Genomic DNA, 26,249 nt, shown 5'->3' on the forward strand with positions numbered 1-26,249 from the left:
AAAATTAAAAGTGAATGTTAATACCTAACCCCAATTCGCGCCGCCGTGGATACCGGCCATTATCCTGCCCCATCTGCAGTGCATTGGCAGACGAAAACTCCGGATCATACCAGGAGTAATTCGTCCAGGTAATCAGGTTGCTGCCATAGAGGTATACGCCGGCGCCTTTCATCTTCACCCGCTGCAGCCATCTTTGCTGAAAGGTGTACATCAGCTTTACATAACTTAAACGAATAAACGATGCATCTTCCAGGTAACGGGTACTGATCCGGTGGTTCCACGCAGTGCTTTTATCCACACGGGGTACGTCGGTGATATCGCCCTGCTTGCGCCATGCATTGTAAATCACATAAGGCTGCGGAATGACGTGTGTCGTGGTGTAGTTATTAAGTCCGGCGGCCGCATTGTTGTATACCTGATTGCCCCATTGCAGGTTAAAAGTAAAGGAGAGCGTAAAGTTTTTATAGGTAAGATTATTAATCCAGCCTGCGTAAAAAGTGGGTTGCGAGTTACCAATAATACGACGGTCTGCATCATCAATCACACTGTCTTTATTGGCGTTTTCATAGATAACATCGCCACCTTTCAGCAGGTTACCATTGCCATACATCCGGTGTACCTGCCCGGTATATTTTTGTCCGTTGAGGGTATATTCGCCGGTAAAACGGTTGCCGTCAAATACGGGTGATAGTTGCTCCCAATCGTCATTGTAGGCATTGGACTGGTCATATTGGTAAACGCCCTGGTAACGGAAGCCATAGAAGTCGCCCAGGCGGCCGCCTTCCCGCACCAGCCACTTATCGCCGGCAATAAACTGTTCGCCGTTATACAATTGCTGAATGATTCCTCTTTCAAAACTGATATTAAAAATGGTGCTCCACTGAAAATTCTTTTTCTTTATCGCCAGTGCATTCACCGCCAGTTCCAGCCCTTTGTTCTGAATACTTCCCAGGTTGATACGTGCATTATCATAACCTGTTTCTACCGGCAGCGGGCGGGAATACAGGAGTTTTTTAGTGGTTTTGATGTAGTAGTCTGCCACAAACGTCAGCCGGTCATTCAGCAATGATAAATCCAGGCCAATATCCGTATGATGGGTACTTTCCCAGCTCAGGTTATTGTTGCCAAAATCGGAAGTGGGCACCACGCCTGAAATATCATTGTAATAATAGGTACCGAAAGTAAGCCGTTGCATGGCATCGTAATCGCCTATACGTTCATTACCGGTCTGGCCGTAACTCACGCGCAGCTTGGCGTCTGTCAGATAGCGGCGGGCAAATGCCATAAATGGTTCTTCGCTGAAACGCCAGGCGGCTGATACCGAAGGAAAATCGCCCCATACATTGTTTTTACCGAAGCGGGAAGAACCATCGTGCCGTAAGGTAGCATTCAGCATATAGCGGCTTTTATAGCTATAGCTGACGCGCCCGAAGAAAGAAGCCATACTGTGGGCAAAACCTTTGGTAGTGGTTTTGTTGTTCAGCAGTTTGCCATAGGCATTGGCATAATATACCAGTTCACTTACATAATTGGTACCGCCGATATCAAATCCGTTGCCTTTATATTTCTCTGCGCTGAAACCTGCCATAGCCGTGAACTGATGATCTTTCCGGAAGGTACGGGCGTAGTTCATATAAGCCTGGTATTGCCAGCCGATATTCAGGTCAAAACTTTCACCGCCGGAGCTGGCAGTGGGATTGGCCGCACTGGTGAGTTTGGAACTGAAGGTAATATTGTGCGGGGCAAACAGATCCACGTTAAAGTTGGTGTTAAAGGTCAGGTCTTTGGCGAGCTTCACGGTTAAAAACGTATAGGCGTTACCTCCATATGCTTCCGTGATGTTGGTTTCGTAGAGTGCGTGTGCCAGCGGATTGCGGCGCCCACTCAGGTAACCGGCCACCGTGCCATCCGGCAGCCATACATAAAAATTGGTAGGGCGCTGAAAGGTCTGGTTCAAAGTACTACCTTCATTGATATTGTTTCGCTTCTGGTATACCAGTTGAAAACGGTTGCCGGCTTTTACTTTATCCGACAGGGAGAATTCCGTATTCACGCGTGATTTCAGGGTTTTAGCCCAGCTATTGACAACAATACCTTTATCATCGAGGTATTGGATACTGGAGTAATAGTTGGCATTCCTGCCCGCGCCGCTGATGCTCATATCTACCTGCTGTCGTATAGCCGTTTGGGTGATGATATCCTGATAATCATTGTCCGCATTAAATCCCGGGTTCAGGGAATCTGCTGATACGCCGGAGCTGGTAGTATCCTGGAGTTTTCGGTACAGGCGTACTTCATCCGCGTTGGCCTGCCGCAGCTTGTGGGCGAGTTTACCAAATACGCTGGAATAGCGTACATCCAGGGAGGGTTTATCTGCCACGCCCCGTTTGGTGGTGATGATGATCACCCCGTTGGCCGACCGGGAACCATAGATAGCGGCGGATGCCGCATCTTTCAGGATTTCGATGGACTGGATATCACCTGGGTTGATGTTGCCGGCGCTTTCACTCAATACGCCATCAATCACAAACAGCGGGTTGTTGCCGGCGGTAGAAAAGGTAGAGTAACCGCGGATACGGATGCTGCCTTCTGCGCCGGGTTCACCGGCATCGTTCATCACCAGTACGCCGGCTGCCTGACTTTGCAGGGCATCTATCAGGTTCACGGGTTGCCGTTTCTCAATCGCATCGCGGCCAATGGAGGTAATGGCACCGGTGAGGTCTCTTTTGCGGGCAATGCCGTATCCTACGCTCACAATTTCATCCAGCTGTTTGCTGGCGGGGTGCAGCTGTACCTGCATATTACCGGTACCGGTCATTTTTTGTTCCAGCGGCAGGTGGCCGATGGCCGTAAATACCAGTACGGCATCCGCCGGGGCATTGGCGATGCTAAACCGGCCATCCGGGCCGGTAGTGGCGCCGGCAGACGCGCCTTTCACCCGCACCGTTACACCGGGGAATGGCTGGTTGTCAGCCGTCAGTACCTGTCCGGCTGCTGGCCGCAGCTGGGCATACAAACGGCTGGTACCACTGCAGCAGCCAAGTAACAACAGTGCTACCGGCAGGATACATCGTAAATGTGCATACATAGGAAGATGGAATTGATAACGTGAGATAATAAAGGAACAGGTATAGTTGCAGATACTAACGTTTAGGTATACACGAACTTAAATACGGGGCAATCGGGTGCCCGACCGTAGTTTGCTGCGGTAAAGATCCTGGCTGATATATGTACGCCCTGAAGGCATTTTTCAGGTTATCTGCAATCACGGGGAGAGCCGGGTAGTCGTCAGATCATATGCTTGATTTACAGGTGATGAGATGATCGTTTTTTTATTCCGGAATATTACGGCGTTGCTTCTCCTTACAGCCGGTAGCTGGTGAGGAAGATACGCGTTGTATCCGGCTGCTGGCGGTATACAAGTGCTATCGGTACCAAAATCAAGGCGTTCAGATTGTGATCAGTTTAACGTGTTACCGAAAATAAGCAATCGATTGCATAAAAATGCGTGTTATTTTAGCTTTTACTTGTATCATTTTGGGTACGACTAAAGCAATGTTACCGCAGTGGCTTTAAAAGGAGTTGTTTTCTGTGTGCAATATTTACATTTGTTATTCGTCCTGATAGTGGGTTCATATGAAAAAATACAGGCAAGATACCATTCGTTCCTACCGGCTGGAGCAATTACAAAGAATTCCGGGGCTGCAGATAGATGTACATTACATCCCTGACGGCGCATCGCATCCGGCACACCATACCAATGCAGATGTGAGTAAACCACACCGGCATGAGTTTTATACCCTGGGCATCAGCGGACAATTCCCCAGCTCCCACATGGTTGACTTCCGGGTGATAACGATGCCTCCGAACAGTCTTTTTTTATTGACACCGGGGCAGGTACACCTGGTGGCGGATGCCGTATCTCCGTCCGATATATTTCTGATTTCCTTTACGCCCGATTTTTTGCCGGCTGCCGCACCGCCATTGCCCATCTCTATGGATGTACCCGTGATACCGGATGCAGCCGATTATAAGGAAATCCGGCATATCAGTCAGCAGCTGGAAAATGAATTCCTCTATCGCAAAGCATTGCAACATCCGGTACTCCAACATTATCTGGCGTTGTTACTCACGCTGTTTACCCGTTGTTTACCAGAACGGGCTACCCATACCTTACAACCCGAACTGCTGCAGCAATTCCGGGAACTGATCGAAATAAATTTACGGAACTGGACCAGCTCCGGAGATTATGCCCGGGCATTGCATGTAACGCCGGGGCATTTGAATGATGTGGTAAAACAACATACCGGGCAAACGGCTACGGCCTTGCTGGCCGCCCGCCGCATACTGGAAGCCAAACGGATGCTGTTGCATTCCGATGAAGGCATCAAGGAAATTGCCTGGTACCTGCAGTTCAATGAAGTCACCTACTTCAACCGCTTCTTCAAACAACACACCGGGCAAACACCGGCGGCATTCCGGATCTCCAGCCGGGGAATGTATAATCATATCCCTGAATAGTATAATAATCCCACTTGTTATCTCTCCTAGCTTTGCTGTATCATTTTAAAATCATACAAGATGAAAGCAGTACATATATTACCCGATAACCAGGATGCACTGGAAGTAAACGGGCTCACGATGAGAAAGGGTTCTGTTGCCGCTTTTCTGGCAAATGTCAGCATATTGGAACAACAAACGGATACTACCGGTAAAGCCTATACGGAGTCGCTGTCAGATATGCTGGAGTTAGTACCGGTACTGGTAGAACTGGGTGTTTTCAAGCATTTCATACTTCGTTCCGAAAAAATCCGGCAACTGATCCTCACAGCTTTTCCTACCCTCACTACGATCATACACTAACCCGAAAATCATTTGCTTTATATGCCTTCTATTAAAGACAGGGCTACGTCATTACTGATGTCGACCATCGGAAAAACTGCCAGTGTTACCCGCGTACAATTTATCAACAACGAGTTGTTACAGGCAGACCTCCAATTAACGCAACCATTGCCGGATCGCAGCACGCAACATCTTAAATGTGAAGTAGCTCCTTATACTTATCGTGACTACACTGTAGCGAGTTGGAATGCAGTCACGCAAACGGCTACCTTGCTCATCAACTGCCGGCACGATGGTCCCGGCAGCAGATGGGCACAGCAATTACGTTCCGGCACAACCGTGAGTTATGCCGGGCCGGGAGGCGGATTACATCAACCTACCAAAGCCGCATGCCTCGTATGCATTGGCGACGCCAGTGCTGCCGGGCATTTTCACTCCCTGTATATCCGACGGAATCACGAACAGCAATTCCATACCTTCCTGCAATTGGAAGACCACACAATACGCCAGCTGTTGCAGATGCCTGTACAGCCGCTCAGCAACAACGGCTATTTCACTACAGACCTGCATGAATGGCTGTATCATTACAACTTTCCGGCTGATAACACCACATACTATGTAGCAGGAAACAGCCGGATGGTAGTACAAATACGTAAATCATTACGACAACAGGGTGGACAGGTAAAAGCGCAGGGCTTCTGGGATTAACTGTATAGTTATACCAGTTGCTCTTTCATCGCTTTTACGATTGCATTTGAACGGGAATTCACATCCAGTTTACGGTAGATATTCATTATATGGGAGCGTACGGTGCCAACACTGATGTGGCAAACATCAGCGACTTGTTTGTAAGTGTCGCCATTTACCAGACAACGTAGTATTTCCTTTTCCCGCGGAGACAAACCATAGGGGTCTTGATAAGTATGCTTTTCTTTTCGGAAAAAAGCCAATACTTTATTCACTGCTACCAAATTCGATTGCAGCGCCGTTTCATATACCTGAGCAATAAATTCAGATAAAGAAACAGGTGGAATATGATCCACATTAAAACCACTTTTTACCGTTGGCACCGGCGTTACTGATTGTCCTTTTTCATTCAGGGTAAGCAATAGCACGTTTATATCAGGATAAGCAGCTTTCACTATGCTGGCAGCTTCTATAGCGGTCAATCCAGGTATCTCTATGTCCATAATAACCAGGTTGCAGATATCTTTTGCTAATTGTTGTAACACTTCTGTTGATTCTTTGTGCAATCCCGCAACTTCTAAAACTTTTGCTTCTCCCAAATGATTTGGATTAATTGGCCACACTTTTTTCATAATATTCCTTTTGGGTTATGTATATTTCATCCGAAATCTCCCTCATTAACTGCAAGTTTTGGAAGCTGGTATGGCTGAATTAATAAAAGTGGAAAGGTCACACGGTCTCCCATACCCGAAACAAATTTGAAACAATTACCTGCAGCAGTCAATCGGATACGTATATGGTTTTTCAATAAATATTAATATACAATTTGTTTTATATTAGCATAAAAATATAACTATAATATGGTTGACATTATACGTTTAGAAGAATTCATAGAATACAAATAGCTACAAATCAAGTGTTTAGAAGCTGAAACTTGTGACACCCAATACAAATTATATTTAAATATATATATTATTTTTGCACCTCCCCTGCTTTTCTACGTCCATTTCCCTTTTCTCCGGTCAAGTCATCTCCGAGGTCTTTCCGATACTTTTCTGCCACCGCCAACAGCTCCTTTACAACATCCGGAAATTGCTGCTGCACATCCAAGGTTTCTCCCGGATCACGACGCATATCATACAACGCCTGCACAACCGGTACCACCGGCTGGGCCCCCGGAAATCCATCATAACCGGGTACATTCAACTTATAGCTGCGGGAGCGATGAGGTAATACCAGTTTCCAGGGCCCCTTCCGGATCGCCTGCAAACTATTGACCTCATAATATACAGCAAATTCATCCCTGGGGGTTATATCAGGATTGTTAAATAATAATGAAGATACATTTACACCATCTATTTTTCTGACTGGCAATGCAGCCCCGCAAAGGTTCGCAATAGTGGGTAACAAATCAATCGTCGCAGCCATTTTATTACATACCGTACCGGCAGGAATTTTTCCGGGCCACCGCATAATACAGGGCACCCGTATCCCTCCTTCCCACGACGTTCCTTTACCTTCCCGCAACCCACCGGTATTACCGGCATGATTGCCATAATTCAGCCATGGTCCGTTGTCACTGGTAAAAATAACCAGGGTATTCTCTGCCAGACCATTATCTTCCAATGTTTTCATCACCTGCCCTACAGACCAGTCGATCTCCGTCATCACATCTCCAAACAAACCATCCTTACTCTTTCCTTTATGTTTGTCTGATACGGCTATGGGCACATGCGGCATACTATGCGCGAGATACAGGAAAAAAGGTTGCCGCCGGTTTTCACGGATAAAACGACAGGCACGCTCAGTATACATCGTTGTCAGCTGCGCCTGATCTTCCAGCGTCCGGATATATTTCACGGGGTTATTTCCTGCTATCAGCGGCAACGGCGGATATTTTGCACGGGGATGTGTGGAAGTATCAGCATAAGGCTTTCCATCGTAATGTACCGGCCACATATCATTGGAATAAGGTAAACCCAGGTATTCATCAAATCCATGCTGCAACGGCAGCCAGGGCACTTTACTACCCAGATGCCATTTACCCACCATACCGGTATGATATCCCTGTTGTTTTAATACACCGGCAATGGTTTGCTCGCCGGTATCCAACGCCATCGGAGCGGTAGGCCACAACGCGCCGTGAATACCGATACGGTTGGGATAACATCCCGTCAGCAAAGCCGCCCGCGAAGCAGAACAAACAGCCTGGGCTACATAAAAATAAGTGAAGCGCATACCCTGTGCGGCCATGCGATTAATATGAGGGGTATGCCATGGGGTGCCTGCATAACATTCCAGATCACCATATCCCATATCATCCATAAAAATGATCACCACATTAGGCCTTTTTGCCGGTGGCAAAGGTTTTACAAAACTGAATGAAACAGCAGTTAATAAGAGTAGTCCCGTAAAACGTACAATTTTTTTCATCCCGGATAATTAACAATAAAGAAAGGTTAGCATAAAATTATACATCTTCGGGAAGATATAAAGCAAATTTTTGTTTCCGGTAAAAAGCAAACGCCTGGCAGTATTAAAAAAGCAGTCAACTCTTCCGATCATTTGGTGGAATACAAATCGTTTGCCGCTGGCGCGACCTACCTGAAAACGGGTATGGTTAAGGATTTCGCGTGATTGCTGCGCTCGTGCGTTTAACCAGTAGTGTTAGGAGACGGCAGCTATGATGGGGTACCTATTTCCTGTGATATGTCCTATGTTTTTTATTGCTCCGGGCCGGTATCACAGGCATCAAAAAAAACAACATTACAGCAGCAGGGAAAATTCCCCACCTGTAATGTTGTTTGCAGTAACAGCCTTTAAACCACTGTTATCATTACTCCAGTATCAGCTCTATCACAGGTATTTCCACACCGGGTTTATGCACCGGTAAATCCAATGCCACAGCACCGCCCTCTGTATTACTCATCCTGATTTCAGAACCATCATGTAAGAACTGTGCATACTTTACTTTTCCCTTCATATCCGGTAATTCAAAACGTTGCAGCGGATAGTCCAGCAAGTGCACATATAAACGTTTGGTAGCAGGATTATAGGTCAGTAAACTGTTCTCCGGCCGCTTGATATGATCCGGCGCCTGGGTGCATCCATAAACAGATCGTCCGTTGACCAGCATCCAGTCACCCATTCCTTTCAAACGATCCTGCGCACGGGTATCAAATAAACCACGGGCAGTAGGGCCTACATTCAGCAACAGATTACCACCCTTGCTCACAGATTCAATCAGCAACACCAGTAATTGTTTATTATCCTTCCAGGAAGTTTCATCCCGGTGATATCCCCAGGAACCGGAAAAAGTCTGACAGGTTTCCCAGGGAATACGCTTGCCGTTTTTAGTAGGCCAGCTGGCTACTTTATATTGCTCCGGCGTCACAAAATCACCCCCATCTGCATAGCTCTCCAGGTCCAGCCGGTTATTCACAATAATGCCCGGTTGCAGCTTCCGTACCATTTTCAGCAATTCGATAGATCCCCAGTCTTCATGCCCTTTTCCATGCTCGCCCGGATAGGAAAAATCGGTCCACAGCATATCTATTTTGCCGTAGTTGGTCATCAGTTCCTTTACCTGGTTGTAGAGATACGTGCGGTACTTTGCCATATCCCTTCCTTTATTCAGCTGTTCGTATTTTTTCGGATCTGTTGGCCGTTGCGGATGCATCTCATCAATGGTAAAATCCGGATGATGCCAGTCGATCAGCGAATAGTAAAATCCCACCTTTAATCCTTCTGCCCGGAAAGCATCTACCCATTCTTTAATCAGGTCTTTTCCGGCGGCGGTATTGGTGGCCTTGTAAGTAGTAAATTTAGAATCAAATAAACAAAATCCTTCGTGGTGTTTGGTGGTGATCACTGCATATTTCATTCCCGCTTCCCGCGCCATACGCGCCCATTCCCGGGGATTGTACAGATCCGGATTGAACCGGTCGAAGTAAGGTTGGTAAGCACTGTCTGTAAGGCGTTCCCGGTTTTTCACCCACTCATGCCGGGCTGGCAGCGAATATAATCCCCAGTGGATAAACATCCCGAAACGATCATGCGTCCACCAGCTTAACCGCTGTTCTTTCTGCTGATCGGTTTCATTAAAGATCTTTTTTTCCTGCGCCTGCACCTGCGACAAGCATAACAAACAGGCCATAACTAACAATCTGCATTTTTTCATAACTGTGATTTATGTTGATGTATTTTTGATATCGCCCGCATTATTCCGCTACCAGCCAGGTATAACCGGCCGCCGGAATGGTTACTGATACACGTGCCTGGTATTTACGGTCTAGTGTATACGTTTTTGCCAGCCCTTCTTTTTCCCGGATACGCACGGTTTGCTCCAATCCTGTATAATATAGCGGCAACAAGAGCTCCCGCGTAATAGCCTGACTGGTTGGGTTGTACAACATGACCAGCGCCTTTTGCGGCAGTGTAGCATCTACATGCAGGATACCATCCCAGTCGCGGCCATCGGCACGGCGCAGGTGAATGATATCCGCATTGAGGATATGGCGGTATTTTTTATACCAGCCGGTCATCCGTTGTACCAGCTGCCGCGTACTATCGGTATCGTATAAACGAGGGCCCCGGTAACAGGCCTGGATACCAGCACCGTAGTATTGTACCATCAACTGTTCGTAGGCATCCAGGTGATCTTTGAGCGGCTCCAGCGTAGCGGCGGCACCGCCGCCCTGGTATTGACTCAGGGGCACAAATCCCCAGCTCATGCCAGGTGTTTTTTCCCAGGTACCATCAAAAATATTCTGCCGGTTCAGCAATAGCTGCTCTGCCCGGGGCAATGAAAAATTAGTTTCCCTATATCCTAATCCGATCTTATGGGTACCATCCAGGAAATACCAGTCGGGCGCATTTACATACACCCCTTTTTCATTCAGCCAGTGATATAATCCTTTCTGCAGTTCCATTTGTTTCCACTGGGAATCTTCCAGCCCTTCATGTCCCGGATGTTTTACGGAAGCACATACATCTCCGGGATAGGGACCATCATTTTCAAACAGGTCGAAACCTGTGGCCGTGATAAAATATTTTATCTTCTCCAGATAAGCCAGCCCCCAGCGACTTCCCAGACAAGGCGCATTTTCAAAGAATGCGCCGCCGGTTTTTCCGGTAGCGGGATTAATCACATCTTCTTCGTCGTTGATACGCCGGCTGGAGAACAGCGAATAGCCGCCCAGCATAATCTTCTTCTGATGGGCATAATCTGCCAGGGAACGGAATAAAGCGATGTTGGCCGCTGAAGTATCTTCCATATTCAATCCGCTGCCAAAGCTGGTATCACGCCTTCGTAACCGGTCTGCGCACATTGGTCAATGATGGCTTTTACCTTTTTCGGATCCGTGCTGATGAGATGCATAAACAACGGATTTTCCGTTGTCCAGGGTGCTATGGTGCGGTACATCCGGCGTTGCGCCAATCCGTTTCGCTCCCGGTCATAACCATCCAGCAACAATTCATAGGTGCGGATAGACTGGTATACTGCTCCCGGCGCCAGCTTTATGCCTACCGGTACTTTCGGATATACTTCCAGCAAACAGGGCGTTTGCAGGTTGTAATTGACCTGAGACGTGTAGGCCGTATCCGCTTTCCAGTGAGTCGTCTGATCACTCAGGCTGGCTTTCATGGCGTTATTGAAGGCATAATTGCTTTCGATATACAAGCCATGCGGCGGCCGCATCTGATGTACACTGCCCACTACGGCCGATTCTTCTTCCGGCGTGGCCAGTATTTCATGTACGACCTGATTCAGTTTTATCGTTTGTCCGCTGCCGTTAGTAATCTCCAGCCACTTGGCCAGCAGCGGCATACCATCCAATACATCATAGTGTACGGCTACGGTGATACCTTTCAGGGCGGATGCTGTAGCAACATAGGAGAAGGTAAGCGTTTTACCGGCGGGCAGTGCAGGATTACTGCACCAGCGACGGGCACGCCAGGGCAGATAAGGCCGGAGATCCGTGACCCGGTGGCCGGTATACCGGAAACCGGATGGAATGGCCTGCAGACCGGACAGCCAGGCCGGTAACAGATAAGCCTGTTGCGGTTGCCCCATGGCGCCGCCCACCGCATAATCCTTGCCATTGATGGTTAATCGCGCTTCTGGCTTTACGGCCCGCAGGAGCTGTTCGCCGTTGACCAGGTTGCGGTAATCACTGCAGATCACGTTGGGGGTTATACGAAAACTTCTGCTCAGCAATCCGTTACTGATGGTAATGTCTTTACCCTGCTCCGTTACAATGGCCTTATACCCTTTCGGATCTATCAGCCAGTCTCTGGCAGGCATTACCTGAGCGGTACTGCAGATGGTATACAGGCTGAGTATCAGCCCCAACGTGCTTATCTTTTTCATGTTCGCTTGTTACTGTTATTTTTATTTCACGGGTTGCAGGATGATCTTCCGCAACCGGCATAATTCCTTGTTATTACCTGCCACCGGTTTTACCGTCAGGTTATGTTTCCCTGTCTGATCCAGGTGTATAATACCCACCGCATGCTGTATAAACTGCATCGGCGCGTGACTGTTATATTTACCGGTGGCCAGCGACAGAAAAGGTAGCTGCTGCCCGCCTACCGTCACCACGCCTTGTTGTCCGGCGCTATCCGGCTCGCAGGCATAATCCAGTATGACCCGGTAGTCGCCGGCGTTTTGTACTTCCAGGGGAAATACCAGCGCATCTTCCGGTTGCCGCAGACCGGTCGCACAATTTTCATGTTTCCAGTCGCCGAAGTAATGGGAGTAGGTAAACAGTTTAGGCGTAGCCCGTCCGTTGAATATGGCCCATACTGCGGGGATTTCTGCGGAGGGATAGTCGCTGCTGATGGTTTGTGTACGCAACTGCGACAAATCGGGCTGTATTCCCTTATATTCCACGATCAATACCGTGTTACGTGTATCCGGCAACGTTACCGGCAGCCGGATGATGGTTTCTTCCGGCAATTGCTGCCAGGTCAGGGGGGTATTGTTACCGGCTATTTTCACGGAACGGATTTTTGCGGTCAGTCCCGGCACGCGCAAACGACGGCTATCCGGCGCCTGCCAGACATGCAGGAACAGTTTCCCTGGCTTGCTGGTGGTTACTCCCCAGGGCTGGGCCGGAATAAGCCCCCAGGTGGTGCCGTAAATACTTTCACCGTATACCAGCAACCACTTCCCTACTGCCTGCAGGTACTGAATGGAAGCAGCCGGCCATGCGCCATCACCATCCGGACCTACATTCAGCAACAGGTTGCCGCCTTTGGATGCCACGTTGGATAAGAGCCGGATAAGAGATGCCGGAGATTTAAAGTTGAGATCATGCCGGATATAGCCCCAGGAATCGTTATGGGTATAAATAGATTCCCAGGCGCCGGGAATCGGTACGGGTGGTACTTCCGAATCGCCGAAGTCGCGGTAATCGCCCAGTTCATGTCCGATACGGCTGCTGAACAGGCAACCGGGTTGTAAGCGGCGCAGGGTATCTGTCAGTTGTTGTGTCTGTGCTTTGGTCAGTCCACCGGGCATATCAAACCATACTAATCCGAGCGGGCCGTAATTAGTAAGGAGTTCTTTCAATTGTGGAATAGATTTGCTGCGGTAGTAGGCCAGATAGTCTTTTTGTTGCGGGTCGAAATCCCAGTTATTGCCACCGCCATTGGGTTCATGCCAGTCGAGAAACTGGGAATAATAGAACCCGAATGGGATACCTTGTTGCCGGCAGGCTACAGACAAGGCTTTCATGGGATCTTTTTTATAGGGGGTGGCATCCATGATATCGAATTCTGTGACTTTGGAATCGTACATGCTGAAGCCTTCGTGGTGTTTGGCGGTGATGACGATGTATTTAAAGCCGGACGCTTTGGCGGTCTTCACCCATGCTTCCGCATCAAATTTTACGGGATTAAAGGAAGACGCCACCTGTGCATAGGCGGCTGCAGGGGCTTTGGCCCGTTGCATGATCCATTCACCGCTACCGTAATAGCTGCTGTCGTTCCATTTACCGGCCAGTTGTGCATAAAGGCCCCAGTGTATGAAGAGACCAAATTTAGCTTCGGAGAACCATTTCAGCCCGGGATGGGTGTGATTACTGCTGTTGCGGGTCCACATATCGGGCATATCCTGCGATTGCACCGCCATGGCCATACAGCTACAGAGGACGAAGAGTAATAGTGGAATTTTGCGGACCATAGGGTGGTTTTTAAAGCAGTCCATAAAAAGTAGGCATAACCGTTGGCATCTGCAAATGCCTGGAAAAATGGTATCAGGGAAAGGGAAAATGGTATAAGTGCGGCGCATTAAAACCTTACACTTTATGCATTAACCAATGATTAACCAATTATCCCGGGGGGATATACTAATTTAGATGTGTCAACAGGGTTTGATGGCAGCAAAGGGTTGCCGGTCTCTGATGATCCATAACAACGAACATCTTATTTAGCTTAATAGTAGGCTACATTTCAAATATCACATCTGGCAGTCAATCCCTCTTTTATTACTGCAGATGGCGTGTGAATGTTTTACAGCCCTTGTTGACTTGTCATCAGCAAGGGCTAATTTTTTGCCCCTACCTCACTTGTTATTTCATTTCTTGTTAAGAATCAATTAACGAATTAAGATAGTATAACCAATAATATTGCGTTCTCATACACCATGTTCGGCAAAATTTCATGGTAACTGGAAATGCATACAACTAACAAATATCTCAGCTATATCCTGTCGGCTTGTCCAGGCCGACGGGATTTTATGATGGACTTACTTCCTTTACATATATAATCGGATTTGATGAAAAAAGCGGGTTAAACATTCACCCTTTGATTTCAGAATAAAAGGGTTTTTGATTTAATCATCATCTAGCTAATAGCGCCTTGGCAGTTTCCACTGCTCAGGCTTTTTTATTTTAGGGAGATGCTTAACACATTTTTATGAGTGAATAATTATTCGCTTATATTTGTAGGGTGAAACCGAAAGATGATAAAAAGATAGCGCAGATTTTTCAGGCGTCTCTCCGGCTGGTAGGCAAGAAAGGGCTGGCAGGTATCACGATGAGCGACATCTCCAAGGAAGCCGGCATCGCTACCGGCACCTTATACGTTTACTTCACCGGTAAAGACGAACTGATCAACGCCCTGTTTGCTTCCTGCCGCGCCAACTCCGTACAGGTATCTTTCAAAGGATATAATCCCCTGGCCCCGTTTAAACCCGGGTTCAGAAGTGTATGGATGAACATACTCCGGTACCGGCTGCAGCACTTTGAAGAATCTGTTTTCACCGAACAATGTTATCACTCCCCTTTTATTACGGCAACGACCCGCGAAAAAGCCCGTCAGCTGGCCGCTCCGTTCTATGAAATGATAGAAAGAGGGAAATCAGAACAACTGCTCAAAAAAACCGACACCAACCTCCTCCTGGCCTTTATCATGGGCGCCATGAATGAGCTGGTGAAACAAACCCACTACAGTGGTGTGCCACTTACCCGATCGAAAATCAATACCACTTTCGACCTTTGCTGGGATGCCATCAAAGCGTAATTTCCACCCATCATAAACGAATAATTATTCACCTTTTAATATACCATGCATATGTCAGAAATCATGATCGCAGTAGATCTGAGCAGCTTTTCAGAAAGCGTGATCAGCACCGGCGTTGAGCTGGCCAACAAACTACAGGTGCCTGTTACCCTCCTGACGGTTCTGGAATTGGGAATTGGCCTCGGATTACCGGAAGCAGGTCCCATCGTAGTAGATGATATTCCCGCCCGCACCGAGGAAGTAACCGCACGGCTGGAAGTATACAAAACCCGGTACCCCGATACCCAGATCCGGATACAAACCGAAGTAAGTACCAGCAGCCCCGCCAACGAAATATTGGAACAGGCACATAATGGTACCACTTCCATACTGGTAGTAGGCACACATGGCCGCACCGGTCTGGACCACATGCTCGTAGGCAGCAATGCGGAATACATTGTTCGTCACGCACGTATCCCTGTATTGGTAGTGCCTTATAACCAGGCTGCTCATTAACAACCTTTATCCACAACAGCAAAGCACACGGTGAAGGCTATCCGCTATTATCTTCCCCGGCTGCTTTGCTGCTGTGTATAATTTTTTTCTGTTTTCCTGTCGCACTTTTTCATGGTTTGTAAAAGGCAAATACCTATATTTATATAGAATAATTAAAATACCCCATACTCCTCTCCCCCTTCTATTCCAGTCCCATTGCTGGTTTCAACATTTTATTGCACACTTATTTCTAACTAAAACGCACGTATGAAAAAGCACTACCCTATTAGCAGTGTATGGCTGATTTTGCTATTCCTGCTCGCAGCACCGGCTGCCATGGCGCAGCTGAAAGTCGGAGACAACCCTGCCACCATTAACAAGGCGTCTATTCTGGAATTGGAAAGTGTCAGGCAAGGTTTGTTATTACCCCGTATTCCCGATACCACACTCGCGCCCTTAACAAGCGCCCCGGACGGGATGATCATCTATTTTACCGGTACCCAAAGCCTGCTCGTACGTCGTGGCGGCTACTGGTCTAAACTGGCAGACAGCCTCTCTGCTTCTGTCAACAGCTGGCAACTAAAAGGCAACGCCGGTACTACAGCCGCTAACTATCTCGGTACCTCCGACGGACAGCCCCTATCGCTCCGTACCAACGGTACTGAAGCCATCAACATCAGTACCACGCAAACCGTGGCCCTGAAACAGGTACCCGCCAGTACTTCCCTCATCAGCGTACTGGTGATTGACCCAACTACGGGAACAATCAATAAACGCGACCTCTCCGCCGCCGCATTCGGCGACGCCATACGCACCCTCAACAACGTAGCCAAACAAGGCTTCACCATCCGCGCAGACACCCTCAACGCGGCCTATGGCGTCACCACTACAGCGGCAGATAGTACCATTACCATGAATGTACCTGTCGTGAACGGCACCTCGCAGAAAACAGGTTTGCTTACCTACGCAGACTGGGCAGCCTTCAGCAACAAACAAAAAGCCATCACCATCGGTACCTTCCTCACCACGCCTAATGCAAACGGCCTGGTACTGGACCCTGCCACCGGCATACTGCAACTCACCGCTGCTGATGCCACCAACCCGGGCGCCCTATCCACAGGTAACCAAAGCATTGCCGGCGTGAAAAATTTTGTAGACAGCGCGCATATCGGCGGCGGCCTCAGTGTAACCGGTCAGGTAACCGGCAGCAACGGATTAAAAATCAATGCCGGCGGCGCCAACATCACCGGTAATGTAACCCTGGCAACGGCTCCGCCTCAGGTGAGTACCGCTACCACCAGTGTATTATTCCGCAATCCGGTAACCGGCGCCATCGAAAACAGAGCGGTCGATTCTGCCGCCTTTACATCAGGTATCCGTCGCATCAACGGACAAACTGGTCCGGCCATCTATATTGCTACCGGTAAAGCCGGCAATGATGTTGCCCTCGACAGTACCACTACCGCCAATAAACTCACCCTGAATATTCCCGACGCCAGTGTAACCGCCCGCGGTGTGGTCAATGATTCGGCACAAACATTTGCCGGTTATAAAACAGTGAGAGATACGTTTGCCGTTGGTAAAAACGCCATTGTGGGCGCTGCCACCAAACCCAATTCCACCCTGCAGGTAAGTGGCTCCATGTCGCTGAACATCCGCACAGTCAACAGTACCGGTTCCCTGACGGAAACAGACAACACGGTACTGGTAGATGCTTCCGGCGGAGCTGTTAATATCACGCTGCCACCAGCTACCAATATTGCCGGCCGTATATACACCATCAAAAAAGTGGGCGGCACCATCGACAACAGTGTTACCATACAGCCCACCGGCGGCCAGATAGAAGGCGGCAGCAGTTATGTCATCTATAACAACTATACGTACGTAACCATTCAAACAGACGGCTCCAACTGGTATGTGATCAGGAAATAAACCGGCTTATTGTTACCCGTAAAATTGTTATACATGCTAAAAGCGATGATGAAACATCCTGCGCTGGTATGCCTGTTGCTATTGCTATGCAATACACTGCCGGCCCAACAGCTGCTGTTGAGTGATGCCCCGGCCAGCACCACCAAATCAGCACTGCTGGAACTAAAAGCCACAGCACAGGGATTACTGTTACCCCGAATTGCAGATACGACGCTCACCCCGCTCAATACGGCACCGGATGGGATGATCGTTTATTATACTCCGTTGAAAAGTTTACTGGTAAGGCGCAACGGCTATTGGTCCAGACTGGCGGATAGTACAGCCGTTACCGGCAACCAATGGTTGCTGAGCGGCAATACCGCCGTGGACAGCGCTACCCGCTTCCTGGGCACCGCTACCGCCAATCCCGTGAACTTCCGTACCGCCAACACCAACCGGATGATTATTTCCAGCACCGGCAATGTGGGCATTGGTACGACCCAACCCACTTCGCTGTTGCAGGTAAAAAGTGGGGTAGCCAATGTTTCCGGCGTTCGCCTGGAAAATCTCACCAGCGCCTCCGGCGTTACCGCCGGCGCCGGCAGTGTGGGCGTGGATGCCAGCGGCAACCTCGTCAGAACGGCTACGGCGCCGGTACTTTACAGCGCCGCCGGCGTGGTATCCAATAATTTGAAAATATGGGCAGACTCTGTCCCCAACACCCCGGCAGGGCTGCCGCAGGTAGATATTTCCAATGCAGGATTTACCAAAATACTCAGCGTACAAGTCACGGCACGGGGCGGCGCCGATGCCACCACTGCTCCATTGGCAGCGGTCCTGAACTATACGCTGTCGCGGCTTTATCTCATCCTGGTAGAAAGTAAAAACTCACCGGTGGTATTATTAGGTACGGTAGATGGATTGGAATTAAGCACGGCCGCATCCAGAATATTCGTTACCGTTATTGGTTATTAATGCACGACATATCAGACGCAAACACACCATATTAACGTTACTGTTGATCCTCGCGGGAACAGCCATACGGGCCCAGTCGGCTACGTGGCTGCACCCCAATAGCAGTATTGGCATCTTCAGCGCCGATACCATCAGTATATTCGGCGATATGGTGAATGAAGGCAACATGCTCTCCCGCAGCGGCAGTGTGGTCAACTTCTACGGCTTACGATGGCGCAACGGCAACGAAGCCACTATCCGCGATGAAAGCACCGACGGCTACAGTGCCAACGGCGGCCTGTTTCGATTTATGTCCAATAAACCGGCACGTCCCCAGTATATCAGCGGCGGCTACAGTGCGGCGATGAACAGCGGTCCGGGTTTCCCCAATCTGAGTCTGGAAAACAAATCCGGTATTTACCTCGATGACCTGAGCGACCTGAAAGTTTCCCAGGCATTAAGTTTCAGCGCCGGCCACCTGTTTCTGAATGGCTGGAACCTCATCATCGGACATCATACGCCCGGGGCTATACGTAATTATTCCGGCAGTAATTTCATCGTCACCGGCGGCGGTTTCGTTTACCGGAACAATATTGCAGCGGCAGATAAAACCGTGGTATTCCCCGTAGGTACCCGCATTGAAAGCTATACACCAGCAGCTGTCATCAACAACGGTGACCCTGTAAATATTCGTGTAGGCGTTGCTGATAGTGTGCGGCAATTCCTTACATCCGGCAGAAATCTTTTCCTTACCAGCAACAACAAAACCTGGCAGGTAGATTTTTCGCGGGCAGATGCGGATGTTACCTTAAAACTTGTTCATCGCTTATCCGATGAAGGCCCTGTATATGAAGCGAATCGGGCGGCGGCTTACCTGGCAAGATTTACCGGCAGTGGTTGGGATGTAGCCACCGAACGCAGCACACCGGTAACACCCGATTTTCCGATCGGGTCGTCCGACGGCGAAGCCGCCATGGTACAACGCACCTTCTCCCACCTGGGCGCTACCAACTATTTTACCAGCCTGGTGGCAGACACGTCTAAACGGCCACCAGGTACCATCCTGGACTACTTCCAGGCAGTACGCAGCGCTACGTGGGCAGACAGCATCCTGCTGCACTGGATTACCGGCCGGGAATATTTCTGCGCCGGCTTTACCATTGAACGTAAATTTGCCGGCGGTGCCACATTCGACTCCATCGGCTATGTACGCAGCAGCGCCCCCGGTGGCATCAGCTTTTATCCACGTGGATACCATGCCGCCGATCTGGTACATAACGACGGCTTTATTTTCTATCGCCTGAAAGTAAGCATGACAGACGGCACTTTCTTTTACGGACCGATACGGATCGTGAAAGGCAAAAACACCCGGGGAGATATTGTGGTGTTCCCGAATCCGATACAACGAGGTGGTATCCTGCATATCTATTATGGCGCCAGTCAGCACGTGAAAGCCATTGCGCTGATAGATGTGCCTGGCCGGAGAATTACCTGGCAGCAGTTCCGGCAACCGTTGCTAAACCGCAACTACTACGAAATGAAGATACCGGATAACCTGGCTAAGGGTATCTACTTCCTGCAATTCCTCGATGAAACCGATCAGACCATTCATACCGAGAAAATTATCCTGACCGACTGACCTTAAAATCAGCTTAAACTCTTTACCAACAAAGGATATACTAGGAAAGTTAATGTAGCTTTGCGGGTTATTGCTATCAAAAACCAATAAACCTTTGGGAAAGAAATTTTTAACTGTCGCATTTCTACGTAAACTTCATTTAAAGGAATTACTGGCTGTCCTGTTTATTCTGCTGGCCATCTATTTTTTTCGCTCACAACGTCATGAATTATATGCCCTGATACCAGCTATTAAAAAAGCAGACCGTGGCTGGGTGTTATCCGGGATTGTTATTACGTTTGCCTACATCTTATTACAGGCACTCATGTATGTATTCAGTTTCCGGTCGGTGGGCGCCCGGCTGGATACGTTAAAAAGTACAGAGCTGTTTCTGAAACGCAACCTGTTGTCTGTATTCCTGCCAGCAGGCGGCATCAGCTCACTGGCTTATCTGCCACAAAGCCTGCGCCGCACTTCCCTGCATAAACAACAAATTCACCAGGCTTCCGGTATTTATGGTTTCACTGGCATTTTATCCGTTTTTCTGGCGGGCATCCCTGTGGTATTATATGCCATGCTGCATACCGGTTCCATGAAAGATGCCATCTGGGGCCTGACCGCTATCTGCTTATTGTTGCTGGGCGTGGTATGGCTGGTGCGTTCTATGCAATCCAAAGGCAAAGCCTATCAGCTGCTGGCAAAATACTTTCCGGCTGCTGCTGCCCAGGCAGATGAAATTTTTGCTTTTCACCTGTCTGTTCCTGCCTTTATGAATACCGTCGTCGCTTCCGTATTGATAGAAGTAGCGGGAGTAGCCCATCTTTATCTCAGTATGCTGGCTGCAGGGGTGGCCCCTTCGCTCGAAGCGGCTTGTGTAGGGTATATTGTAGCCACTATTTTTCTCATCATTTCTCCGTTTTTACGCGGGCTTGGCGCCATCGAATTATCATTGGCCTACCTGCTCAGTAACTATGGTTATTCTACCTTGGAAGCACTGGAAATCACATTGCTTTTCCGCCTGTTTGAATTCTGGTTGCCACTGGTAGCGGGTATGATCGCCTTTGCTTTAAAAGGCAAAGAACTGGTATTACGGTTATTGCCTCCCATCCTGATTTTCCTGTTGGGCATGGTGAATATCTTTTCGGTATTAACACCTCCGCTGGCCAACCGGGTACACCTGTTGCGTGCCTATATCCCTGGCACGTCTATTCATGCAACGAACCTGCTCGTGGTTTTCCTGGGCCTGATCCTGCTGGTTACCGCTACGTTTTTGTTCAAGGGTTTACGCAGTGCCTGGATCGTTGCCCTGACGGTATCGGGGCTGTCGGCCATCGGCCATATCAGCAAAGCCCTGGACTATGAAGAGGCGACGCTCGCCGTTATCACCAGTGTGATACTGCTGATCACCGCCAGGCAATACCGGGTTAAAAGCAATCCGCAATTGGTGAACATTGGTGTTGTCACTGCCATGGCCACTTTCGTAGTAGTGCTGATATTTGGCGCCATTGGGTTTTATTTCCTGAATGTGCGGCATTTCGGACTTGATTTTACCTGGCTGCAATCTTTACGTCATGCGTTTCATTGTTTTATGTTATTGGAAGATGACGGTCTGCGACCCGTTACCCGGTTTGCACGTGAGTTTATGTCCGCCATCCGGGCATTGGGTGTAGGCGCCTGGGCTTTCCTTTTTTATACGATCATTCGTCCTTACCTGCAGGTGGCCCGTCATAGCAACGTAGCGCTGGAAAAAGCACATTTTTATCTGAGTCAGTATGGCGATTCACCGATGGATTATTTCAAGGTCGGGCAGGATAAATTATTATTTGTATCCTCCCAGTACGAAGGATTTATTGCTTACCGGGTAGCCAGCAGTTTTGCCATTGTACTGGAAGAACCGGTATGTAGTGAAGATCATAAAATGCTGTTGCTGGAAGAGTTTGAAGCGCAATGTAAAAAGATGGGATTGCGGCCGGCCTTCTATCGGGTAGATGAAGACAGTACTTATTATTTCAGCCGGCTGAAAAAGAAAAAAATGCTGATCGGGCAGGAAGCGATCATGGATATACGTGATTTCACCCTGAGCGGGAAAGATAAAAAATCGTTGCGGAACGGGTTAAACAGCCTGGCCAACAAAGGCTATGTGACTACTTTCCATCCGGCCCCGCAAACGCCGGATATGATAGCGGAGTTGCGTGCCGTCAGCGATGAGTGGTTGCAGCAATATGAAGTGAAGGAGCTGACTTTTTCGCAGGGTTTATTTGATGCGGTAGCCATGCAGCAACAGGATATGATTACCGTCACGGATGCGGAAGGTAAAGTAGCTGCATTTCTGAATATCATTCCGGATTATGCACCAGGCGAGTGTACCTATGACCTGATCCGCAAGCGATCCGATGCACCGGGTGGTGTCATGGATGCGCTGATCATCCACCTGATTCAGCATGCACAGGCCAAAGAACTACAATACCTGAACCTGGGCATGGTACCCATGTCTGGTATCAGCCAGCCACAAAACACGGCGGAAAAGATGGTGAAATATGCCTATGAAAAACTACGTTTCTTCCGGCACTATCAGGGACTGCGTGAGTTCAAGGCCAAATATGCTACTACCTGGACCAATAAATACCTGGTATATGAGCACGACTTCGATCTGATACAGCTGCCAGGCGCCTTGAGTAAAGTGATGCAGCCCTGATAACGTAAAATATAGTCCGCTATATTTTATATTAAAGAGAGGTGTTAATATTGCATATGTTGTTATCCGAAAAAATATGGAAGGCCGGGAAGTTACTGGCAATATTGTTATTCGTAACGGTAACGTTGCCGGCGCAAAATAATCCCGGCAACTTACCGGTACAGGTAAAGCCACCGCTGACCGGCAGCAGCGGACCCCTGATCCTATATATTACCGGCGATGGCGGGATGAAGAAGTTTTCTGTAAATGTGATCTCCGCTTTTCAGCAGAAGGGCTATCCGGTGGTAGCTTTAAATGCACTTAAATATTTCTGGAATAAGAAGACGCCCCAACAAGCGGCCACTGATGCCGGCAACCTGATTAAATACTATCAGCAGCAATGGAACAGTAACCACGGAGTGATACTGGTTGGTTATTCACTGGGCGCCGATGTAATGCCGTTTATTTATAACAGTCTGCCTGCAGAGATAATCCAGCAGGTACAACAAATTGTATTGCTATCGCCTTCCCGGTTTACGGATATGGAGGTACATGTATCCGATATGCTGGGTAAATCCAATAGCAAAGGCAAGAGTGTACCTGCGGAGATCAACCGGATTGGTGACAAACCTTTGTTGTTTGTTTTTGGGGCAGATGAAAAAGATTTTAAACTATCAGATATTACGATCGGGCACTACAAGCACCTGGTACTGCCTGGCGGGCATACCTATGAAGAAGATGCTGCTGGTGTAACGGAGAAGATACTGGCCGCTTTATCCCGGTAATATATTATCCCCTTAGTTTATAGCGTTTGGCTACCTCTTCTTTCATCTGGGTCGTAAGGGGTATTCGGGCCACGCCTACCTGTACATGATTATCTTCCAGGGCAGTAATGTGTTCAAAACCTACTACAAACCAGCGGTGTACGCGCATAAAAGCATGTACCGGCAACTGGGAGATAATCCAATCCAGTTTTTCGGTGGTGACTACTTTCTGATCTGCCAGATGTAGCATGATACAATCATTCATCACTTCTACATACTGCAGGTCTTTGTAGTATATTTTCTCATGCCGGTGTTCACATCTCAGCACAAAATGATCGTTCTGGTGTCTGCCTGGGGTAATACTCCCGTTCATATCTATGATATTATGTAGTTCAGTCATAACCTGAAAAAAGTGGGTAAAAGTAAATGGCAGTTCCAGCCATTTCACGAGGAGTATTTCATAGGCGTCCGATGTATCACGGGGATAGGCCATCATTAGTATGGGTAATCTGTTTTTAGGTTCCAGTGAAGCATATAACGGATTAGCCATTTCTCCTACTTTATTCCCAACTATCAGTAAATGGATTTTGCCTGTTTGCAATAAACTGGCAGCTTGTTGCATGGTACTGCAACGCCGGACCAGATATACAAATGGAATGTTAGCGATATAATTTTCGAGTTTCTCAAAGCCGTCGGGTTCATCTCCCAATATTATACAATTAAGAATCATAGGGTCTTCGATTTTGGATTTTGGGTTATACGTAAGTCTGAACCTGCCGACATCCGCTATTGTCAACCGGAAAGCATAATATATAGCAGGTGACTGGAGAGAGACCTGCGGATTATCTAAATCTAATCTAAACCGCGTTATGAAAAAATCTTTGGGCAAAAAATATGTTTACAGCAAGTGCCAGCAGCATTCATAATTAAATTTCAGGCTAATAAGGGGGAGATCCGTTAATACAATGTTAAGTATTAAAGATAAGGAAGGTGGACAAAGCACCTTTTGCCCAGCGGGCAATCGTCGCTCTGTCCACCTTCGCAGGAGGATTTACAAAAAGATCAACTGTGAGCTGTATTCGCAGCTACAGTACATCTTAGGCCCGCAGAACGGGCAGCGCTGTAGCATATGGAGCAGAAACAGGCAAGCCTGTTGCCAGTCCATATACGGACTCTGTTACCAAAAGTTTACCAGGAATAAAAGCATTACTGCGCTAACGGTAATCAGGTTCTTGGAGAACCGGATATTGAATCCGCCTTTTTCAGAGTAGTAATAGCTTTCTTTGTACCGGTCGTACTCAATTGGAGCACCTAACTCCTTCATCATTTTAAGGAATTCATAGAGTGTTCTTTCGGAAATCCGAAGGCGTTTGGCTAATTGAGCGGGTTTACCGGTCCCTTTAATCCTGATTAGGTAATCAATAGTCTGAAGTCTTTCAAAATAACGCTTTGGCATGTGGCATAGAGGGGCTTAACGGTTATGTAACTGAATATACGATTATGTATCTGATTAAAACAAGATTGTCATATATATCTTTAAATGTAAATATTAACAACTTGATTTAAACGGGTTTTCCAAAAAATTAGCTGCAGGACAATGGCGCTGATGCGGCTTAATTGCGGACTTAAAATTAACGTCACAATATCTTGTTTTATTTTTTGAATACCTAAAAAAAATAATTTTCTTGTAAGTGTACTGCATAAAAATGTGATTAAAAGTTCTGTAGAATTTGGTTGTATATCGTTTTTTAACATTGACTGTATTTCTGCTGCACCCGCTACTGCAGCGACTTACACCGGCTACTGCTGCAATGATCTGCCAATAGATACTGTTGCATTTATTTCTCCAGATTTTTCACTGCAATATAATTGCAGTGAAATTTTTTTTTTCCACATGCCGATACATACATACAAATGCACCTTATACCGGCAGACCGGAAAAATGTAACCATGCTCTTATCCGGATCCCATAAAACCTTTTACAGCATTGACTTTACGGGACATTCTCCCTATTTTTTCATAAAGCGTACCGATGACACGTTTACCTGTATATTGCCGATAAAAAAATAAATTCATATTACGTATATCCTTTACCGTTATACCAGGCAATAGCTTCCCTGATCCGGAAAATATTCTTTTTTCCGGCATCGCAATATGTTCCCAAACGGCCTGTATATCAACATTTTCGGGTTTCCACAAACAGGTATACAGCGACAAAAACACAGACTGCCGCAGTGGCATCACCTGCCGGTCATCTTTTATCAGGTAGGGTACCTTACCTTTTTCGATGCCGTCATTTTTCAGCATCCGATAGTTAACATTCCCATATAAACGAAGATTCCCCCCTATTCGGATGAGTATATGAAAATTAAATTTACGTGTGGATATCTCCTCCTGTACAGCATGACGAAAAGTAACCGGTGGCAATATCCATAACCGGGTAATAACGAAACGCCTGTTCCGTTTATGCACATGACGGCTGTTTTCCTCGCCTGCAACTGATTCCGGATGGCAGCTGACCGTGGTCATCATCCAGCCCTCCGTCCTGTTTGCCCCCACCATTAGATATTCTGGCATATCAGACCCTATATTATCGGCATACACTCTCATAATGGCTGATTAATTTGGTCTCTCAATACATTTTCCGGTTGGCTATCATAACCTTTGCATTCCTCATATTTTTATTCTATCCGCGCGCATCCTTTATAAAAATCCCCATGGTAAAGACCACAGGGAGATAGTATTCACAACGATAGTAAATGAAAATTTAAATAAGGCATCTATTTAACTGCGTATA

General features: G+C 47.8%; 19 protein-coding genes. 10 read left to right on the forward strand and 9 right to left on the reverse strand.

Translation table 11 applies throughout. The features are described 5' to 3' along the window. Window positions 1–4 precede the first annotated feature (4 nt). Window positions 5–3,088, reverse strand: a complete 3,084-nt coding sequence (locus OL444_RS31330) for a SusC/RagA family TonB-linked outer membrane protein (RefSeq protein WP_264726641.1) — start codon at window positions 3,086–3,088, stop codon at window positions 5–7. Window positions 3,089–3,636: 548 nt separating this feature from the next. Here OL444_RS31330 and OL444_RS31335 point away from each other — a divergent pair. Genes OL444_RS31335 through OL444_RS31345 form a run of 3 tightly spaced genes read left to right on the forward strand, consistent with a single transcriptional unit; the run spans window position 3,637 to window position 5,550 of the window. Beyond that, window positions 3,637–4,521 (forward strand): AraC family transcriptional regulator, encoded by an 885-nt coding sequence (locus OL444_RS31335; RefSeq protein WP_264726638.1) that lies wholly within the window; start codon window positions 3,637–3,639, stop codon window positions 4,519–4,521. Window positions 4,522–4,581: 60 nt separating this feature from the next. Continuing rightward, window positions 4,582–4,863 (forward strand): hypothetical protein, encoded by a 282-nt coding sequence (locus tag OL444_RS31340; protein ID WP_264726636.1) that lies wholly within the window; start codon window positions 4,582–4,584, stop codon window positions 4,861–4,863. Between the two features lie 21 nt (window positions 4,864–4,884). Further along, on the forward strand, window positions 4,885–5,550 hold the full coding sequence (locus OL444_RS31345) for a siderophore-interacting protein (protein WP_264726634.1): 666 nt from the start codon (window positions 4,885–4,887) through the stop codon (window positions 5,548–5,550). A gap of 8 nt (window positions 5,551–5,558) precedes the next feature. On the opposite strand, the gene OL444_RS31350 is transcribed toward OL444_RS31345, so the two are convergent. The 6 genes from OL444_RS31350 to OL444_RS31375 all read right to left on the reverse strand — a co-directional run bounded on the left by OL444_RS31350 (window position 5,559) and on the right by OL444_RS31375 (window position 13,717). Next, window positions 5,559–6,161: a response regulator transcription factor gene (locus tag OL444_RS31350; RefSeq protein WP_264726632.1), complete on the reverse strand. Its 603-nt coding sequence runs from the start codon at window positions 6,159–6,161 to the stop codon at window positions 5,559–5,561. 340 nt (window positions 6,162–6,501) lie between these two features. Then, on the reverse strand, window positions 6,502–7,962 hold the full coding sequence (locus OL444_RS31355) for a sulfatase family protein (RefSeq protein WP_264726630.1): 1,461 nt from the start codon (window positions 7,960–7,962) through the stop codon (window positions 6,502–6,504). A gap of 403 nt (window positions 7,963–8,365) precedes the next feature. After that, window positions 8,366–9,709 (reverse strand): alpha-L-fucosidase, encoded by a 1,344-nt coding sequence (locus OL444_RS31360; protein WP_264726628.1) that lies wholly within the window; start codon window positions 9,707–9,709, stop codon window positions 8,366–8,368. A 40-nt stretch (window positions 9,710–9,749) separates the two neighbouring features. Beyond that, window positions 9,750–10,805, reverse strand: a complete 1,056-nt coding sequence (locus tag OL444_RS31365) for a hypothetical protein (protein WP_264752050.1) — start codon at window positions 10,803–10,805, stop codon at window positions 9,750–9,752. 2 nt (window positions 10,806–10,807) lie between these two features. After that, window positions 10,808–11,902 carry a hypothetical protein gene (locus tag OL444_RS31370; protein ID WP_264726625.1) on the reverse strand — a complete coding sequence of 365 codons (1,095 nt, stop codon included), beginning with the start codon at window positions 11,900–11,902 and terminating at the stop codon, window positions 10,808–10,810. 21 nt (window positions 11,903–11,923) lie between these two features. Continuing rightward, complete coding sequence (locus OL444_RS31375; RefSeq protein ID WP_264726622.1) at window positions 11,924–13,717, reverse strand: alpha-L-fucosidase; 1,794 nt, start codon at window positions 13,715–13,717, stop codon at window positions 11,924–11,926. Window positions 13,718–14,484: 767 nt separating this feature from the next. On the opposite strand from OL444_RS31375, the gene OL444_RS32075 reads away from it, so the two are divergent. The 7 genes from OL444_RS32075 (at window position 14,485) to OL444_RS31410 (ending at window position 23,473) form a co-directional block, all read left to right on the forward strand. After that, window positions 14,485–15,057 (forward strand): TetR/AcrR family transcriptional regulator, encoded by a 573-nt coding sequence (locus OL444_RS32075; protein ID WP_264726620.1) that lies wholly within the window; start codon window positions 14,485–14,487, stop codon window positions 15,055–15,057. A 51-nt stretch (window positions 15,058–15,108) separates the two neighbouring features. Then, window positions 15,109–15,552, forward strand: a complete 444-nt coding sequence (locus OL444_RS31385; RefSeq protein WP_264726617.1) for a universal stress protein — start codon at window positions 15,109–15,111, stop codon at window positions 15,550–15,552. Between the two features lie 246 nt (window positions 15,553–15,798). Beyond that, window positions 15,799–17,463 (forward strand): phage tail-like protein, encoded by a 1,665-nt coding sequence (locus OL444_RS31390; RefSeq protein WP_264726616.1) that lies wholly within the window; start codon window positions 15,799–15,801, stop codon window positions 17,461–17,463. Between the two features lie 33 nt (window positions 17,464–17,496). Then, window positions 17,497–18,417: a phage tail-like protein gene (locus OL444_RS31395; protein WP_264726615.1), complete on the forward strand. Its 921-nt coding sequence runs from the start codon at window positions 17,497–17,499 to the stop codon at window positions 18,415–18,417. Between the two features lie 43 nt (window positions 18,418–18,460). Next, window positions 18,461–20,035: a T9SS type A sorting domain-containing protein gene (locus OL444_RS31400; protein ID WP_264726614.1), complete on the forward strand. Its 1,575-nt coding sequence runs from the start codon at window positions 18,461–18,463 to the stop codon at window positions 20,033–20,035. Window positions 20,036–20,129: 94 nt separating this feature from the next. After that, window positions 20,130–22,709 carry a phosphatidylglycerol lysyltransferase domain-containing protein gene (locus OL444_RS31405; RefSeq protein WP_264726612.1) on the forward strand — a complete coding sequence of 860 codons (2,580 nt, stop codon included), beginning with the start codon at window positions 20,130–20,132 and terminating at the stop codon, window positions 22,707–22,709. Between the two features lie 56 nt (window positions 22,710–22,765). Then, window positions 22,766–23,473, forward strand: a complete 708-nt coding sequence (locus OL444_RS31410) for an AcvB/VirJ family lysyl-phosphatidylglycerol hydrolase (RefSeq protein ID WP_264726610.1) — start codon at window positions 22,766–22,768, stop codon at window positions 23,471–23,473. Between the two features lie 4 nt (window positions 23,474–23,477). Here OL444_RS31410 and OL444_RS31415 read toward each other — a convergent pair whose 3' ends face one another. Together OL444_RS31415 and OL444_RS31425 are read right to left on the reverse strand one after the other, a co-directional pair. Continuing rightward, window positions 23,478–24,182 carry a LytR/AlgR family response regulator transcription factor gene (locus tag OL444_RS31415; RefSeq protein WP_264726608.1) on the reverse strand — a complete coding sequence of 235 codons (705 nt, stop codon included), beginning with the start codon at window positions 24,180–24,182 and terminating at the stop codon, window positions 23,478–23,480. Between the two features lie 1,226 nt (window positions 24,183–25,408). Beyond that, on the reverse strand, window positions 25,409–26,029 hold the full coding sequence (locus OL444_RS31425) for a hypothetical protein (protein ID WP_264726605.1): 621 nt from the start codon (window positions 26,027–26,029) through the stop codon (window positions 25,409–25,411). Between the last annotated feature and the right edge of the window lie 220 nt (window positions 26,030–26,249).

The organism is Chitinophaga nivalis, from assembly GCF_025989125.1.
Taxonomy (GTDB): domain Bacteria; phylum Bacteroidota; class Bacteroidia; order Chitinophagales; family Chitinophagaceae; genus Chitinophaga; species Chitinophaga nivalis.

Coding starts and splice junctions, on each gene's coding strand:
- OL444_RS31330 (WP_264726641.1), bottom strand. CDS start 3,088: ATGTATGCACATTTACGATGTATCCTGCCGGTAGCACTGTTGTTACTT.
- OL444_RS31335 (WP_264726638.1), top strand. CDS start 3,637: ATGAAAAAATACAGGCAAGATACCATTCGTTCCTACCGGCTGGAGCAA.
- OL444_RS31340 (WP_264726636.1), top strand. CDS start 4,582: ATGAAAGCAGTACATATATTACCCGATAACCAGGATGCACTGGAAGTA.
- OL444_RS31345 (WP_264726634.1), top strand. CDS start 4,885: ATGCCTTCTATTAAAGACAGGGCTACGTCATTACTGATGTCGACCATC.
- OL444_RS31350 (WP_264726632.1), bottom strand. CDS start 6,161: ATGAAAAAAGTGTGGCCAATTAATCCAAATCATTTGGGAGAAGCAAAA.
- OL444_RS31355 (WP_264726630.1), bottom strand. CDS start 7,962: ATGAAAAAAATTGTACGTTTTACGGGACTACTCTTATTAACTGCTGTT.
- OL444_RS31360 (WP_264726628.1), bottom strand. CDS start 9,709: ATGAAAAAATGCAGATTGTTAGTTATGGCCTGTTTGTTATGCTTGTCG.
- OL444_RS31365 (WP_264752050.1), bottom strand. CDS start 10,805: ATGGAAGATACTTCAGCGGCCAACATCGCTTTATTCCGTTCCCTGGCA.
- OL444_RS31370 (WP_264726625.1), bottom strand. CDS start 11,902: ATGAAAAAGATAAGCACGTTGGGGCTGATACTCAGCCTGTATACCATC.
- OL444_RS31375 (WP_264726622.1), bottom strand. CDS start 13,717: ATGGTCCGCAAAATTCCACTATTACTCTTCGTCCTCTGTAGCTGTATG.
- OL444_RS31385 (WP_264726617.1), top strand. CDS start 15,109: ATGTCAGAAATCATGATCGCAGTAGATCTGAGCAGCTTTTCAGAAAGC.
- OL444_RS31390 (WP_264726616.1), top strand. CDS start 15,799: ATGAAAAAGCACTACCCTATTAGCAGTGTATGGCTGATTTTGCTATTC.
- OL444_RS31395 (WP_264726615.1), top strand. CDS start 17,497: ATGCTAAAAGCGATGATGAAACATCCTGCGCTGGTATGCCTGTTGCTA.
- OL444_RS31410 (WP_264726610.1), top strand. CDS start 22,766: ATGTTGTTATCCGAAAAAATATGGAAGGCCGGGAAGTTACTGGCAATA.
- OL444_RS31415 (WP_264726608.1), bottom strand. CDS start 24,182: ATGATTCTTAATTGTATAATATTGGGAGATGAACCCGACGGCTTTGAG.
- OL444_RS31425 (WP_264726605.1), bottom strand. CDS start 26,029: ATGCCAGAATATCTAATGGTGGGGGCAAACAGGACGGAGGGCTGGATG.